The organism is Oleidesulfovibrio sp. (genome assembly GCF_047973035.1).
GTDB lineage: Bacteria > Desulfobacterota > Desulfovibrionia > Desulfovibrionales > Desulfovibrionaceae > Oleidesulfovibrio.
Genome location: NZ_JBKEBF010000043.1, coordinates 122,946 through 137,277, shown reverse-complemented (window position 1 = coordinate 137,277; position 14,332 = coordinate 122,946). Strand labels below are relative to the sequence as shown.

At 54.5% G+C, this 14,332-nt stretch carries 15 protein-coding genes; 11 read left to right on the top strand and 4 right to left on the bottom strand.

The genetic code is table 11. The features are described from left to right. Nucleotides 1-12: 12 nt before the first annotated feature. Nucleotides 13-1,308: a transcription termination factor NusA gene (nusA, locus tag ACK5LI_RS15750; protein ID WP_416951115.1), complete on the bottom strand. Its 1,296-nt coding sequence runs from the start codon at nt 1,306-1,308 to the stop codon at nt 13-15. A 35-nt stretch (nt 1,309-1,343) separates the two neighbouring features. Then, complete coding sequence (rimP, locus tag ACK5LI_RS15745) at nt 1,344-1,862, bottom strand: ribosome maturation factor RimP (protein ID WP_416951113.1); 519 nt, start codon at nt 1,860-1,862, stop codon at nt 1,344-1,346. Nucleotides 1,863-2,192: 330 nt separating this feature from the next. On the opposite strand from rimP, the gene flgF reads away from it, so the two are divergent. Genes flgF through fliW form a run of 11 tightly spaced genes read left to right on the top strand, consistent with a single transcriptional unit; the run spans nt 2,193 to nt 12,744 of the window. Then, nucleotides 2,193-2,975: a flagellar basal-body rod protein FlgF gene (gene flgF / locus ACK5LI_RS15740; protein ID WP_416951111.1), complete on the top strand. Its 783-nt coding sequence runs from the start codon at nt 2,193-2,195 to the stop codon at nt 2,973-2,975. A 27-nt stretch (nt 2,976-3,002) separates the two neighbouring features. Then, nucleotides 3,003-3,788 carry a flagellar basal-body rod protein FlgG gene (flgG, locus tag ACK5LI_RS15735; protein WP_416951109.1) on the top strand — a complete coding sequence of 262 codons (786 nt, stop codon included), beginning with the start codon at nt 3,003-3,005 and terminating at the stop codon, nt 3,786-3,788. 20 nt (nt 3,789-3,808) lie between these two features. Beyond that, nucleotides 3,809-4,822: a flagellar basal body P-ring formation chaperone FlgA gene (flgA, locus tag ACK5LI_RS15730; RefSeq protein ID WP_416951107.1), complete on the top strand. Its 1,014-nt coding sequence runs from the start codon at nt 3,809-3,811 to the stop codon at nt 4,820-4,822. Nucleotides 4,823-4,866: 44 nt separating this feature from the next. Next, nucleotides 4,867-5,571: a flagellar basal body L-ring protein FlgH gene (locus ACK5LI_RS15725; RefSeq protein WP_416951105.1), complete on the top strand. Its 705-nt coding sequence runs from the start codon at nt 4,867-4,869 to the stop codon at nt 5,569-5,571. Between the two features lie 12 nt (nt 5,572-5,583). Then, nucleotides 5,584-6,708, top strand: coding sequence for a flagellar basal body P-ring protein FlgI (locus ACK5LI_RS15720; RefSeq protein ID WP_416951104.1), 1,125 nt, complete (start codon nt 5,584-5,586; stop codon nt 6,706-6,708). Between the two features lies 1 nt (nt 6,709). After that, nucleotides 6,710-7,879 (top strand): peptidoglycan DD-metalloendopeptidase family protein, encoded by a 1,170-nt coding sequence (locus ACK5LI_RS15715; protein WP_416951102.1) that lies wholly within the window; start codon nt 6,710-6,712, stop codon nt 7,877-7,879. Nucleotides 7,880-7,892: 13 nt separating this feature from the next. Next, a complete protein-coding gene (gene flgN, locus ACK5LI_RS15710; RefSeq protein ID WP_416951100.1) occupies nt 7,893-8,357 on the top strand; it encodes a flagellar export chaperone FlgN in 465 nt (154 codons plus the stop codon). Beyond that, nucleotides 8,357-10,447 (top strand): flagellar hook-associated protein FlgK, encoded by a 2,091-nt coding sequence (gene flgK / locus ACK5LI_RS15705; protein WP_416951098.1) that lies wholly within the window; start codon nt 8,357-8,359, stop codon nt 10,445-10,447. Before flgN ends, flgK begins: the two co-directional genes overlap by 1 nt. A gap of 56 nt (nt 10,448-10,503) precedes the next feature. Next, complete coding sequence (gene flgL / locus ACK5LI_RS15700; RefSeq protein WP_416951096.1) at nt 10,504-12,018, top strand: flagellar hook-associated protein FlgL; 1,515 nt, start codon at nt 10,504-10,506, stop codon at nt 12,016-12,018. 10 nt (nt 12,019-12,028) lie between these two features. Further along, a complete protein-coding gene (gene csrA, locus ACK5LI_RS15695; RefSeq protein ID WP_416951094.1) occupies nt 12,029-12,265 on the top strand; it encodes a carbon storage regulator CsrA in 237 nt (78 codons plus the stop codon). After that, nucleotides 12,244-12,744, top strand: a complete 501-nt coding sequence (gene fliW, locus ACK5LI_RS15690) for a flagellar assembly protein FliW (protein ID WP_416951092.1) — start codon at nt 12,244-12,246, stop codon at nt 12,742-12,744. Before csrA ends, fliW begins: the two co-directional genes overlap by 22 nt. Nucleotides 12,745-12,957: 213 nt before the next feature. Here fliW and ACK5LI_RS15685 read toward each other — a convergent pair whose 3' ends face one another. Continuing rightward, nucleotides 12,958-13,764, bottom strand: a complete 807-nt coding sequence (locus ACK5LI_RS15685; protein WP_416951090.1) for a dimethyl sulfoxide reductase anchor subunit family protein — start codon at nt 13,762-13,764, stop codon at nt 12,958-12,960. Nucleotides 13,765-13,766: 2 nt separating this feature from the next. Beyond that, nucleotides 13,767-14,327: a 4Fe-4S dicluster domain-containing protein gene (locus tag ACK5LI_RS15680; RefSeq protein ID WP_416951088.1), complete on the bottom strand. Its 561-nt coding sequence runs from the start codon at nt 14,325-14,327 to the stop codon at nt 13,767-13,769. Between the last annotated feature and the right edge of the window lie 5 nt (nt 14,328-14,332).

Sequence of the window (14,332 nt, the reverse complement as noted above, 5' to 3'; positions counted from 1 at the left end):
CAGACAACCGGACTATTCGGCGTTTTCCCCGTCAGCGGGCGCTTCAGTTGCTTCATCGTCTTCATCCGCAGCGGACTGCGCAGGTGCGAGGAAGTTAATTGCGGCCCGCAGATCCGAGATCTTTTCGGGGGTAAGGCCTTCTACAGCCATCAGTTCTTCATCGGATGCGTCGCGCAGTTCTTCGATGGAGGAGAAACCTGCGTTGACAAACTGCTCGATGGCAACTTCGGCTACGCTAGCCAGCTGGTCGAGGCCGCGGCCGATGGCGTTGGCTTCGTTGTAGCGGGTTTCAGTATAAATATCTATTTTCCAGCCCAGCAGTTTCGAGGCCAGCTTTACGTTCTGGCCTTTTCTGCCGATGGCGTTGGTCAGCTGATCGTCCGGTACGACCACTTCGAGCATGTTTTCCTCTTCGTCCACGATGATACGGCTGATCACCGCAGGGCTCAGAGCATTACGTGCATAGGTGGCGATGTCCGGACTCCAGACAACAATGTCGATGCGTTCGCCGCGCAGTTCCTGAACAATGTTCTGGATACGCGAACCACGGATACCGACACAGGCACCCACGGGATCAACGTCACGGTCACGTGAGGTCACGGCAACCTTTGCACGGCTGCCGGGATCGCGGGCAACGCCCATGACCTGTACGGTCTCGTCATCCACCTCAGGCACTTCACGCTTGAACAGTGCTGCCATGTAATCAGGGTGCGAGCGGGAAACAATCACCTGAGGGCCACGGCCTTCTTTGCGCACGTCGATGATGATGGCCTGCACACGGTCGCCGCGTTTGTAATGTTCGCGGGGAATCTGCTCGTCTTTGGGCAGCAGCGCCTCGGTACGGCCAAGGTTGATGATCCAGCCGGTTTTATCGCGGCGCTGGATGATACCGCTGGCAACTTCGCTCAGGCGGTCTTTGAATTCTTCAAAGATGATTTCCTGTTCGGCATCCCGCATGCGCTGGATGATAACCTGCTTGGCGGACTGGGCCGCAATGCGACCGAGGTCTTCGATTTTCAGCCGAAACCCCATTTCGTCGTCAAGCTGAACGCTGGGGTCGTGTTCGCGGGCATCTTCCAGAGCGATCTGGGTGATCTCGTCTTCCACTTCTTCCGTTACTATTTTGAACTGATAAACCTCAATTTCACCGGTTTCTTCATTGAAGTTAACCTCAAGGTCCAGTTCATCGCCGTATTTGCGGGTAACGGAGGTGCGTACCGCTTCTTCCAGCGTTTCAACCAGCAGCGAGCGGTCAAGACCGCGGTCTTTGCTGATCTGGTCAATGGCTTTTTTCAACTCCATGCTCATGGGGAATTCCTCCGACTCAATCTGTTCGGCCCGGCCTAACGCTTCTGGCCTTTGTCACGGTCAAAATCGTAGACAGTCTTTACTTTTTTTACTTCGTTCCAGTTGACCCGAAGCTCTTCCTGTTCTGCTTCCTGACCGCCTTTGAGCGGGTCCACAGACAGAACAAAGCTGTCGCTGTCTACCGATTCGACTGTGCCGATAAATTTTTTACGTCCCGGAAACTGTGCGGCAGGAGCGCGCAGCACCAGTTCGATTTTCTGTCCAATATATGCGCCCAGCTGCTCTGTTGAAAAAAGCGGCCGCTCAAGCCCCGGGGAAGAAACCTCAAGGTTGTATGCGCCTGCTATGACGTCCTCTACCTCCAGCGCAAGGCCGATATGGCGCGAAACCCTGGCGCACTGGTCAATGGTAACCCCTTCGGGGCCATCAATATATATACGCAGAACAGCCTTGCCGCCGGGGATGAATTCCATTCCCCACAGAGAAAGGTCAAAGGAGTGGATAACGGGCGTGATTATATCGAGTATTTGTTCGTGAATAGTATTGGCGGTCATAACATCGTACCGTGCGGTCTGGTCGCAAAAAAAAAGGGGGCCTTGCCGGCCACCCCGTATTTAGCCGCTTTAGCGGCCACAGGATGAATTCAATGCCCGCCGGCGAGTGGCCGGTCTGCCTGTGCGGCGTAGACCGCATAACAGGCAGCATCCATGACGGAACCGCACATTAGAATCGATATCATATATGCCGCCTGTCTGGGGTTGTCAATGGCTGCAAACCAAAAATCCGGCAGCAGAGCTGTTAAACCGGCAAAAATATGATGGCCCGCATGTTGCATCTGTTAGCGCATGGCGTTGCGGCACCAGTGCTGCAACAAGGAGGCAGCCATGCAAGACAGTATGTATAGCGCGTTATTCGGGGCGCTTACGAACGAGCACAGGTTAAATAATATCGCCAACAATTTGGCGAATGTGAATACCACCGGCTACAAGCGGGATGTGCTGGCGTTTAAAGATACCTTTCTTTCTTTTGCGCATGATGAGGTTATGGAACCCATTCCCAATGTGCGCTCCAAGAAAATGTTTCCGGAGCCCATCCATATTGCAAAGCCGCGTATTGCGCTGGCTAAAACAGATTTTACTCAGGGCGGCCTTAAGCTGACCGGCGCTCCTTTGGACGTGGCCATTCAGGGTGAAGGCTTTTTTAAAGTCCGGACCCCCGAAGGCGAATTCTACACACGCAATGGTAACTTCCGTCAGACTTTCGACGGACAGCTGGTAACGCAGCAGGGGTGGCCCGTCATCGGAACCGGCGGCGATATTCAGCTGCCCCCGCGTTCCAACATCACCATTGCCGAAAACGGCTCCATCTACGCGAACGGAGAGCTGGTCGGCCAGATTCAGGTGGTCAACATCGACAATCCCATCACTCTTGAAAAACAAGGCAGCAACCTGTTCCGCCTGCGCGAAGGGGCAGGAGGGCAGGAAGTTCCTGTGGAAAACCCCATGGTGCTTCAGGGGTTCACCGAGGCTGCCAACGTCGAAGTGGTGTCTGAAATGGTCAATATGATCGAAGCACACCGGCAGTTTGAGGCATATCAAAAAATAATGCAGGCCACGGACGCCGTGGACAAGATGGCTACCGACAAAGTCGGCAGAGCCCGCGTTTAACCTGAGTAATACCGGAGGATTCAAGCCATGATGCGTTCTCTCTGGACTGCTGCGACAGGCATGATCGCCCAGCAGCTTAATATCGATACCATTTCGAACAACCTTGCCAACGTGAACACGCTCGGCTTTAAGAAGAGCAGAGCGGAGTTTGAAGACCTTATGTACCAGAATATGAAGATCGCCGGTTCTGTAACCGGTAATGATCAGCGTATTCCCACAGGTATTCAGGTTGGTCTGGGTGTGCGGCCCACCACTGTGCACAAGTTCTTTACGCAGGGTGATTATTCCAACACCGGTAACCCGCTTGACCTTGCCATCGAAGGCGACGGCTTTTTTCAGGTAACCGTAAACGGTGAGCCTGCCTACACCCGTGCGGGTGCGTTTAAGCTGAATCAGGACGGCACCGTGGTAACAGCCAACGGGTACCCCCTTGAGCCGGAATTTACCGTACCGCCCGAAACGAAAAACGTAGTGGTGACGGAAAACGGTCACATTGCCGCACTGGACAAAAACGGTGAAGAGCTGGCTGCCGCGGATATTCCCTTATACACCTTCATCAACCCCGCAGGCCTTCAGGCTGCAGGTCGTAACCTGTACCTTGAATCAGAGGCATCGGGCGTGGCTACGGAAGGTGTTCCCGGCGAAGATAACGTAGGCACGGTTGCTCAGGGCTTTCTTGAAATGTCCAACGTTGAAGTCGTGGATGAAATGGTCAACATGATTGTGGGCCAGCGTGCGTACGAAATGAACTCTAAAGCTATTCAGACATCTGACAGGATGCTGCAGACAGCCACTGAGCTTAAACGCGGCTAGTTTCTGAGGGGAGGAGGTTCATGGCTATGTTTTGCAGAGGGTTACAGAAAGGGCGCACAGCGCCGGTATCGCTGGCGGTACTGGCGTGTCTGCTGGTGCTGGCCGCTATGCTTTGCGTATCGCAGGCACAGGCTACGCTAACCGGCACATGGCGTCTGCAACTGCGGGAAGCTGCAGTTGTCAAAGGCGGCACCGTGTTGCTGGGCGAAATTGCCTATCCGGTCGGCGAAATGCCTGAAAAGCTCTGGAAGACGCTTTCAAAGCAACCTCTCTGGCCTGCCCCTGAAAAAACAGGACGGGCCATGAGCATTACCGGTCCGCGCCTGAAGCGTGCCATGCGTAGCTATTTACCGGAATATCACCGTAACTGTCTGTATCCTTCCTCCATAGCTATCCAGAAAGGCGGTGGCCTGTACGATCAGGCTACGTTGCACAAAGTGATTGTCGAAGCTTTGACACCCCGCATCAGAGCCTTGGGCGGTGAAGCATCGTTGCGTGATTACAGATTGCCTTCGTTCCTGTTCATTGAAGATCCCATCAATAAAATCGAGCTGCTTACCAACGAGGTACGTGCGGGGCGCCTGTCGTTGCGTCTGGCGGAAGTCCGTCCCACAGGCGAAGTCGTTTCACAGGCAACCGGCAGCGTCTTTGTCGATGTCTGGGTAGGTGTGCCTGCCGCTTCTCTGCCGCTGAACAGGGGCGATCTTCTGGGACCGGATTCCGTGACAATGGTGCGTAAGAATAAAGCGTATCTGCGCGGGGAGCCGTGGGACGGCAAAGGCGGCCCGTGGCGTCTTTCGCGGCCTGTCGGGCGCGAGCAGGTTATTTATGCGGCTGATCTGGAAATAATGCCCACCATTGCTCGGGGGGCGCAGGTAGACCTTGTTTATCAGGGAAAGCGCATTGTTCTAAGCGTTCCGGCCGAGGCTATGGCCGACGGGGCTCTCGGTGAGGCCATTCCGGTTCGGAACTTGCAAAGTCGCAGACAGGTGTTTGCCACCGTCAAGGATTCGGCCACCGTAGTAGTGAGATAGCCGGTCAGCTGCCTTTTATCAGGCCGTCCGGAGGAGATAGCATCATGAGATACGCCATAATAATGTTGATAGCGCTGGTTCTGGCCGGCTGCACTGCCACCAAACAGGCTCCCATGCCTGACCCCGGCCTTATGCCGCCGCCTGTGGTGACTACGCCGCAGGAAAAAGCTGATAACCCCGGCTCGCTGTTCAGTGATGAAAACGCAGACCTGCTGTATGCCGATTACCGTGCGCGTCGGGTCGGGGACATTGTCCTTATTAATATTGTCGAAAACTCCAAGGCCAAAAACAAGGCCTCGACGGATGCCAACAAAGAGTCCACAGGTTCATTCGGTGTGGATTCATTCTTCGGGCGCAGCAAAGTAGGTATCATTCCCGGTCAGGCGTTGCTTAGCGGCAACACTGGTGAAGTGCCTCTTCTGAAGTTCAGTTCCAATAGTGATTTTTCCGGCGACGGTGAGACGACCCGTGAAAACACGGTTACCGCCACCATTGCAGCGCGTGTGACCAAGGTACTGCCCGGCGGCTTGCTGCAGGTTGAAGGTTCGCGTGAAACCCGCGTGAACGAAGAAACCCAGATAGTCATGGTCAGCGGCCTTGTACGCTCTACTGATGTTTCCGATGATAACTCTGTCATGTCTACCCAGATGGCAGATGCGCGTATTTCCTACTACGGCAAGGGCGTGATTTCCGACAAGCAGCGCGTGGGCTGGTTTACCAGACTCATGGATAACTTCTGGCCGTTCTAGGAGCCTTCAGGCATGACTGTGCATTTTCATAACTTTATATCGCGCGCCGCGCTGGCCGTCATATTGCTGGCTGCCATCGTGCTGACAGTTCCTGCACCGGCAGAAGCCGTGCGTATCAAGGATATCGCCACGTTCGGCGGTGTGCGCGATAACGATCTGATGGGGTACGGCCTTGTGGTAGGACTTGGCGGAACGGGAGACAAAAAATCGTCTACCTTTACGGTAAGCTCCATGGTCAACATGCTTGATAAAATGGGCATTGCCGTTGACCGCTCCAAGCTGACACCCAAAAACGTTGCCGCAGTCATGGTTACAGCGCGTATGCCTGTTTCGGCGCGCCCCGGTTCACGCCTTGATATTACAGTATCGTCACTGGGCGATGCCACAAGCCTTTTGGGCGGCGTTCTGCTGATGACCCCCATGAAAGGTGTGGACGGCAAGGTGTACGCTCTGGCGCAAGGTCCCCTGGCACTGGGCGGCTTTTCCGCAGAAGGTGACGGAGCCCGTGCCCAGAAAAACGTGACGACCGTGGGCCGCATTCCCGGCGGGGCCGTTGTGGAACGTGCCATCCCATTTGAATTTAATACACAGAACAAGCTGACATTGCATATGAATGTGCAGGACTTTTCTACCACCATGCAGGTTGTGGACAGGTTGAACGACAACATGGGCGGTCAGTTTGCCAATGCGCGTGATATCGCAACTGTGGATATTATGATTCCGCCTGCGTACAGGGGAAACCTTGTGCCGCTGATGGCCTCTTTGGAAAATCTTTCCGTAACGCCGGACAGCCCTGCCCGCGTGGTTGTGGATGAAAAGACCGGTACCGTTGTGGTGGGCAACAGCGTGCGTATTTCCAAAGTGGCTGTGTCGCACGGCAGTCTGCAGATTGTTGTGCAGGAAAACCCGCAGGTTTCGCAGCCCGGCGCATTCAGTCCGGGGCAGACCGTGGTTACTCCGCAGACCGATATTGCCGCACAGGAAGAAAGCAAGCGCCTTGTCATGATGGAAGGTGCAACGCTGCAGGAACTGGTCGATGGGCTTAACTCCATCGGCGCTACTCCGCGCGATCTCATTTCCATACTGCGTACGCTTAAGGCTGCCGGTGCACTGCATGCAGAGCTGGAGGTAATCTAACATGAGCGGCCCCGCATTTGATTCTCAAATGGCTGTTTCCAATCTGGAAGGGCAGGACCTCATCCGTCGCAAGCGCGAAATGGATGCCCTGCGGTCGCGCCTTGGAGACAACAAGTCGCGTGAACAGCGGCTGCGGGAATCGTGCGAGGGGTTTGAGTCTCTGTTTATCCAGAAGCTGTGGCAGCAGATGCGCGCCACAGTGCCCAAGGAAGGGTATCTGCACAGCCGGGACGAAGAAATGTACCAGTCTCTGTTTGACGTTGAGCTTTCCAAAAAAATGGCTTCGGCAGGAGGCATCGGGCTGGCGGACATGTTGTATGAGCAGTTGCAGGGCCAGCTGGAAAATGCCAGCCGTGTCACTTCTCCGGCGGGAATGGCAGACGCAAGAGACGTCCGGTCGCTTTCGCTTAAAGATGGCGCCAAGCTTCCGCCCGAAGACGCAGGTACTGCCCCTGCACCGGAAGTTGCTTTGAATGGTGAAGAAGAGCCGTTGTACACGCCGCTTGATGCCCAGACGGGTAACAATGCGGAAGCTGCGCAACAGGCCGGTACTGCTCCCGAATCCGCCAAACCGGCTACACCAGTTGTGGTACCACCTGCGTTTTCAGCCGAAGATGCCAGGGTGTTTACTCAGGTAGAAGAGCTGGCGCAGCGAATCCTTAAAAATGCCGAAGCGGAAAAAACGGCTGAAGGTGCCGAGGTTACAGGTGCAGGAGGAGTTGGCGGGGCCGTTGACCCTGAAGGTTCTCTCAATTCCATGCACTGGCCCATCCCCGGGAGGATTACCTCCGGCTTCGGCTGGCGGCCTGATCCTTTTACCGGACAGCGCGAGTGGCATGCAGGTGTTGATATTGTCGGTAACGAAGGCGACCCTGTGGCTGCCTGCTGGGACGGTAAAGTAATCTTTGCAGGGGAAAAAGGCGACAATGGCAATCTGGTAGTGCTTGAGCATGCCGGAGGATGGCGCAGCTATTACGGCCATAACAGTGAAATTTCCGTCAAAGTAGGTGATCAGGTTGCCGCTGGCAGGAAAATTGCTGAGGTTGGTAATACAGGCCGCTCCACAGGCCCGCATCTGCACTTTGAAGTACGTCAGGGCGAGCTTGCATGGAACCCCGAACAGATCAGAAACAGGCTGATGGCGGGGCTTTCAATAGGAAAACGCGGTTGACGGAGGTAAGGATATGACCGGTAATCTGCTCGGCAATCTTGTCCGCCAGAAGGGCGCGTTGGAATACCTTGAGCTGCTGCTTGAGGAAGAGTTTTCCCACTTGCGTGAGCGTCACCCTGACGAGGTGAGCCGCACGGAAATGATGATACACGAGCTTGTGCGTCAGGTGGCGGACGAGCGTCTTGCGCTTAAGGAATCCATGAACGGTGTGCGTCTGCTTGACTACTGCGACAGCCTTGATGACGAGGTTGCGCGGCCTGTCATAGAGCTTTTGCAGCGTATCGACGACCTTGAGCAAGTCTGCTCTCGTGCAGCTTCGCGTAACGCAGAACTGGCACTGGCCCTTATGGATCAGAGCCAGAAGATGCTGGAGTTCATGCATGAGCGTATTCAGCCTGAAACCCGTACCACCTATGGCGGTCGTGGCCGTTATACTACGCACAGGCCGCAGGCTGCGTTGCTTAGCGGGAGGCTGTAATGACGCTTAACTCGCTGCTCAGCGTTGGTAAGGACGCGCTGTTTGCTTCGCAAAGTGCTATCCAGACCACAGGTAACAACATTGCCAACGTCAATACCCCCGGGTATTCGCGGCAGGCAGTGCGCTTTGAAGCCAAAACACCCATCGACTGGAAGCCCGGTCAGATGGGTACCGGCGTTAAGGCTGCAGAAGTGTTCAGGTATTTTAACCGTTTTATTGAAGAAGAATACCATGACCACTTTGCTACCGAGCAGCGTTGGAAAGCACAGCATCAGATGCTGCAAAGCGTTGAAAGCCTGTTTAACGAGTCCAACTCGCAGGGCATCAATGCATCGCTTTCACAGTTTTTCAACGACTGGCAGCAGCTTGCGCAGCGGCCGGACGATAAAGCCACGCGTGAAGCGCTGCTCGCGCATACCCAGAGCCTGACAACCCTGATCAACGGTACTGCCGAATCGATGCGTAAGCTGGAGCATCAGATGGATCAGTACATTCAGCAGGATGTTGATAAAGCGAACAAGCTTATCAAAGACATCGCAGAGCTGAACCGTTCCATTCAGGTGCACGATATTCCCGGGCAGAACAACGCGAATACGCTGCTGGACCAGCGTAACCAGAAAGTGCGCGAACTTGCAGCCATTATTGATGTGGACGTCATTGATAAAGGCAGCGGCGAGTTTGTGGTAAATACAAAGGCCGGTCATACGCTGGTTGACGGCGAAGAATCTTTTGAATTGAAATTTGAAGGGCCCAAAGCCAGCGCCATTATCAAGGGTGATCCGCCTTTTGACGGCGAAGTTGTTTTTGAAGGCTCATCTGCACGCGAGTATACGCTGGAAATGGTTGCCGGCGGAGCTGTGGATGGCGGGGCCACCTTTAAAGTATCGTATGACGGCGGACGTACCTGGCTGACAGATGAAACAACGGGCCTGCCCAAGACCTTCAGCGCAAACTCCGAGACCGGTAAGGTCAACGTGGACGGGCTGGAGATTTACTTCAATGCCGGTACAAACGATCTTGCTGCGGGTGACCAGTTTAACATCGTGCCTAAAAGCGCGCTGTATTGGATACGTCCGACAACGGAACCGCTGAATATTTCCCCCATGGTTTTTGCCGAAGGTGGCGACAACCCCCGCAGGCTGGTGGGCGGTTCGCTGGCCGGATACTTTAACTTCCGCGATGCCAACCTCGGCAAGTATCAGGAAAAGCTGGACGCATTTTCCCGTGAACTGGCATGGCAGGTGAACTTTCTGCACAGTCAGGGCGCAGGGCTTGATAACCTTGAATACGCACGCGGCAATGACAGCGTGAATGATGCTTCCATTCCGCTGGGCAGCGCTGCTTCGGGCCTGTCGTATTTCGACAAGCTGCAGTCCGGCAACCTGACCATGTATTTTTTTGATTCTGCTTCAGGCGAACTTGCCTCAGGTGCTTCGTTCGGTCCTCTGGATTTCGGCAGTGGTGCAAGCTTTAACCCTGCCATACACAACCTGACCGACGTGATGAACGCCATCAACAACACGCATGGCACGTATGTGACTGCGACCATTGCAGATAATCAATTGGTTATCGACGCCAAGGACGGGTACGAGTTCGGCCTTGCGGATGACTCTACCGGACTTCTGGCAGCGCTTGGCATCAATACTTTTTTCCAGGGAGACTCTGCAGTTACGCTAGGTGTCCGGCCTGAAATTCAGGCCAACGTGAACTTTATCAACGCGGGGCGCGTGAACGGCGGCGGTGAGGCGAATCAGGGTGACAACAGCACGGCAAACGCCATTTATGGTCTGGCTACAAAAAAGCTTGATATCCCAACGTCTTACGAAAAAGGCAGCAGTCAGTCATTGTCGGAGTACTTTAACAGTATTTCCGCAAATGTAGGCTCCGATACTGCCAAGGCAAAGTTCGGGAGCGATTTTTACGGCACGCTGGCAGATGATTTGAGCGAGCGTCAGGATTCTGTTGCCGGTGTGAACCTTGATGAAGAGATGAGCAGTCTTGTTAAATTTCAGCACTCGTACAAGGCAGCCGCCAAGCTGGTAACAACGGCGGATGAAATGTTGCAGGTGCTTTTGGGTCTTAAACAATAGTTTTCGGCCAGTCAGGCTCTTTCTGAATACAAAGAGCAGAGGCGGAGGATAATACGATGCGGGTGTCTCAGCGCAGTCTTTTTGATAATTTTATCGGCAACATGAATATGTCGCTGTCGAATCTGATGGAATCCAATATTCAGGCTTCCAGCATGAAGCGCATTAACAAACCTTCGGATGATCCCATCGGCGCTGCGCGAGTGCTCGGATACCGCGATTCCATTGCTGCTATCCAGCAGTACAGGAACAGCGTTGATACCGCGACCAGCTGGCTGGCAACCGCAGATCAGACCCTTACTCAGGTAAATACTGTTCTTACCCGTATTAAAGAACTTGCCCAGCAGGCCGCCACAGGCACACTGGACGCTAGCAACCGTGAGCAGATCAGCTTTGAATTGCGGGAGCAGTACGAGCAGCTTATCAACCTTGCCAACACGGAAGTTGAAGGCAGGCACATTTTTTCCGGTCATAAGACGGACAAACCGGCCTTTGTGCAGGGTTTGAATGTTTCAACTGTTGATCCCGCTTTTTCCGGCGCATCGTTCTCTGTCAGCGGCAGTCTGGATAAAACTATGCTGGTGCAGTTTACCAGTGATGGACAGGTAGGCGTTGATGCCCTGACATACCGCTACAGTAACGACGGCGGCAAGACATGGGAAACCGGCTCTCTTTCTGCCGGTGGAACAACCATTGCCGCGGGCAGCGTGCACGTGGAATTGCCCGCAGGGCGGACTGTGACCACTGTTGATCCGGATAATCCGCACGAAACGGATAACGGCACATGGCTGTATGTCCGGCCTACGGCAGTCTATCAGGGCGATGATAATGACCAGATAGTTGTCCAGAAATATGGTGCGAGCAATATCAACGCCTCAGGTAACGGCTATTTTAAAAACGATGTGATGGTACGGATAGACTCCGGCAACACTCTTGGCGGCAATCTTACCTATTCGTACAGCATTGATAACGGCAACACCTGGGTGGAAGGCAATACGACATCCGGTGCCGGCAGTTCCGCCTCGTTGTTGATTCCCGGCGGTTTTCTAGAACTTGCTTCCGGTGCTGGCAGTACCGGACTTTCCGGCGCGCAGTTTGTCGTACGCCCCAGCAGGGCAGATATTCAGCTTGAAATTTCGCCTAATGAATTTCTTACCATCAACGGTGTGGGCAAAGATATTTTCGGCGGCATATATAATCCTCCGGACGGTTCGGGGCCGCAGGTTGCTCTTGGCGGCGGCACGAACAATCTGTTTGAAACTGTAGGCGAACTTGTGGCGTTTGCAGAGACAAACAATCAGGAAGGGATACAGCGTGCACTGGCTGCTTTGGACGATGTGGCAAAGCATGTTATGACTCAGGCTGCCAGTGTGGGCGGACGTGAGAATCGCCTTGAAGTTGCCAAAAATGTATTGACAACATTGGAACTGGACGACAAAAGCCGTATGAGTAATGTTGAAGATGTGGACGTTGCGGAGCTGATGACTCGTCTTTCGCAGCAGCAGCTTATTTATAACAGCGTCCTGAAGTCGTCTTCCATGATCATGCAGATGAACCTGACCAACTACCTGTAACGAGCAGCGTATGCTTATATTAACGCGCCGCCCGGGAGAAAGCCTGTACCTGGGTGATAACATCAAGATCACTGTTCTGAGCGTTCAGGGCAAGCAGATCAAGATCGGCCTCGACGTGCCCGGTGATATGACCGTGTATCGTGAAGAGGTGTATATGCGCGTTCGTGACCAGAACCGTCAGGCGCTTGAAACCAGCGATGCTGACTTGCTCGCAGCGACTCAATTATGGCACGCGAAAAAGAAATAGAAATTCAGACACGCCTAGGGAGGCAGAGCATCTTGCCCAGTAAGATAATCTACTTTCCGCGCGGCATCATGGGGTTTGAAAGCCAGCATGAGTTTACGCTGCTCAAGCTGCGCGATGATGCGCCGTTTCTTGTGCTGCAAAGTCTGGACGACCCTCGTCTGGGACTGCTTGTGGCCGATCCCTACAGCTTTTTGCAGGACTACCAGATAAAAGTAGGCGATGCGGAGCAAAAGCTGCTGCGTCTGAAAAATATCCGTCAGGTTGCTGTGCTGGTTACTGTGTCCATTCCTCCCGGGCAGCCCGATAAAACTGCGCTGAACCTCAGCGGCCCGATTCTGATTAACCACGAGGCCAAGCTGGGACTGCAGGTGCCGCAGGTGGAAGGTAACTATCCTGCACAGGTGTACGTGCATCCGCAAAAAGAGCAGGAGCAGGCAAGTCAGAACACTTCTGAGGAAGATGTGCCGGAGCAGGACTAGATAGTTTTTCTGTTTCGCCTTAAAGATTACGTGGCGGGTTGCAGTAATGCAGCCCGCTTTTTTTGCGTCCTGCAGGTGGAAGAATCGGGGAAGCAGCCGCATTGAGAAGAGCAGAAGATTGTGCCGCGCAAGTTCTTGCGCGGCACAGGATCTGGGGGTCTGCCGGACGGCAGATTGAACGGTATGGCGTACCATACCGGAGTGTATGGCTAATTAATAAGGCATGCCCATGTTGGACGCCGCATGCAGTGTGTCGCTGAAGAATGCAGCCCTTCCGGCAAGTTCTGCCACCAGTATCAGCACCGGCAGCCACACGGGAATGCTGCGGCTGCGCCATATGACGAAAAGCGGCACGGCAAAACCTGCGATTACGTGAAACCAGTACAGCGGCGAGGCAAGCCATGCAAAGGCCGTGGCCCGCATGACAGCACCGCCGGAAAGCCACACGCAGGGCGCAACAAGCGTGATGACAAGCCCGACCACAAGCGCACAGGTAAACACCCGTGCCAGCATGGGCTGAAGGTCTTTACCGGCAAACCAGCTGGCAAAGCCCGACCCCAGTACCACTGCGGAAATCATAAAGAACACGGCAGGCAAAGCATTGTTTACGGCAGGCAGTGCTGGCGGGGCATAGGTCATGCCCGAGGCGAGAACCGTTACAATGCCAAGAACCACAGCCATAATTCCGAGAACAGGAGAGGCTCCTTTACCTTCGTTCCTGTCGGCAGTGAATGCAGCGGCAAGCGCGACAGGCACAAAGAATCCGGCAGCCAGAACCTCCCGGCTGAGCCATGCCTTATCCAGATGCGACAGGGCCAGATAGGCCTTGAACGGATGCCCCAGATGGAACAGGGAACCGAAGATGCCGAGAATCATCAGACCGCTGATAACCAGCCATTCGCGTTTTCCCGGCGCATAATCCGAGTTGCCGCAAGCCGCCACGGTGCCCATCAGCGCAAGGCCGGCAGAAGCCTGCGAAAGAACCGTAAAAACAACCAATGGTAATTCCATGGACTGCATGGTTACCTCCTTGCCAGCTTGGGCATTCTGGGCAGTATGAACCGCGTGGAAGGATTGACGTCAGGGTGGCGGGGAAACCCTGCGGGGTACTGCACGGCGTTAGGCTCGTCCAGTTCTGCAAGGTCAACCAGCTTCAGCGCGTCCACAGGACAGGATTGCACACAGGCTGGCTTCAGTCCTGCATCCAGACGTTCATGGCAGAGACTGCACTTTTCTGCCCTGCGCTCTTCGGGGTTGTATTTAGGCGCGCCGTAGGGACACGACCGGATACAGTTGCCGCAGCCGATGCAGCGTTCGGGATGGTGAATGACCACGCCGTCTTCTTCACGCTTTGTATAGGCGCGGGCAGGGCAGACGTTCAGGCATGCCGGATTTTCGCAATGATTGCAGGCCAGCGAGAAAAATGCCCGTTCGCGGTGTGGGTAAATGTCTTCGCCCAGCGGGTACACATGACGCCAGATGACACCTTTAACCTGATGGTAATAGTTGCGGCAGGCCATGGCACAGGTAAAGCAACCTATGCAGCGCTCGGCATCCACAAGAAATGCATATTGTTTTTTCATGGCGT

Excerpts from the sequence above, each read along its gene's own strand:
- nusA (WP_416951115.1), bottom strand. The coding sequence starts at position 1,308 with ATGAGCATGGAGTTGAAAAAAGCCATTGACCAGATCAGCAAAGACCGC.
- rimP (WP_416951113.1), bottom strand. The coding sequence starts at position 1,862 with ATGACCGCCAATACTATTCACGAACAAATACTCGATATAATCACGCCC.
- flgF (WP_416951111.1), top strand. The coding sequence starts at position 2,193 with ATGCAAGACAGTATGTATAGCGCGTTATTCGGGGCGCTTACGAACGAG.
- flgG (WP_416951109.1), top strand. The coding sequence starts at position 3,003 with ATGATGCGTTCTCTCTGGACTGCTGCGACAGGCATGATCGCCCAGCAG.
- flgA (WP_416951107.1), top strand. The coding sequence starts at position 3,809 with ATGGCTATGTTTTGCAGAGGGTTACAGAAAGGGCGCACAGCGCCGGTA.
- ACK5LI_RS15725 (WP_416951105.1), top strand. The coding sequence starts at position 4,867 with ATGAGATACGCCATAATAATGTTGATAGCGCTGGTTCTGGCCGGCTGC.
- ACK5LI_RS15720 (WP_416951104.1), top strand. The coding sequence starts at position 5,584 with ATGACTGTGCATTTTCATAACTTTATATCGCGCGCCGCGCTGGCCGTC.
- ACK5LI_RS15715 (WP_416951102.1), top strand. The coding sequence starts at position 6,710 with ATGAGCGGCCCCGCATTTGATTCTCAAATGGCTGTTTCCAATCTGGAA.
- flgN (WP_416951100.1), top strand. The coding sequence starts at position 7,893 with ATGACCGGTAATCTGCTCGGCAATCTTGTCCGCCAGAAGGGCGCGTTG.
- flgK (WP_416951098.1), top strand. The coding sequence starts at position 8,357 with ATGACGCTTAACTCGCTGCTCAGCGTTGGTAAGGACGCGCTGTTTGCT.
- flgL (WP_416951096.1), top strand. The coding sequence starts at position 10,504 with ATGCGGGTGTCTCAGCGCAGTCTTTTTGATAATTTTATCGGCAACATG.
- csrA (WP_416951094.1), top strand. The coding sequence starts at position 12,029 with ATGCTTATATTAACGCGCCGCCCGGGAGAAAGCCTGTACCTGGGTGAT.
- fliW (WP_416951092.1), top strand. The coding sequence starts at position 12,244 with ATGGCACGCGAAAAAGAAATAGAAATTCAGACACGCCTAGGGAGGCAG.
- ACK5LI_RS15685 (WP_416951090.1), bottom strand. The coding sequence starts at position 13,764 with ATGCAGTCCATGGAATTACCATTGGTTGTTTTTACGGTTCTTTCGCAG.
- ACK5LI_RS15680 (WP_416951088.1), bottom strand. The coding sequence starts at position 14,327 with ATGAAAAAACAATATGCATTTCTTGTGGATGCCGAGCGCTGCATAGGT.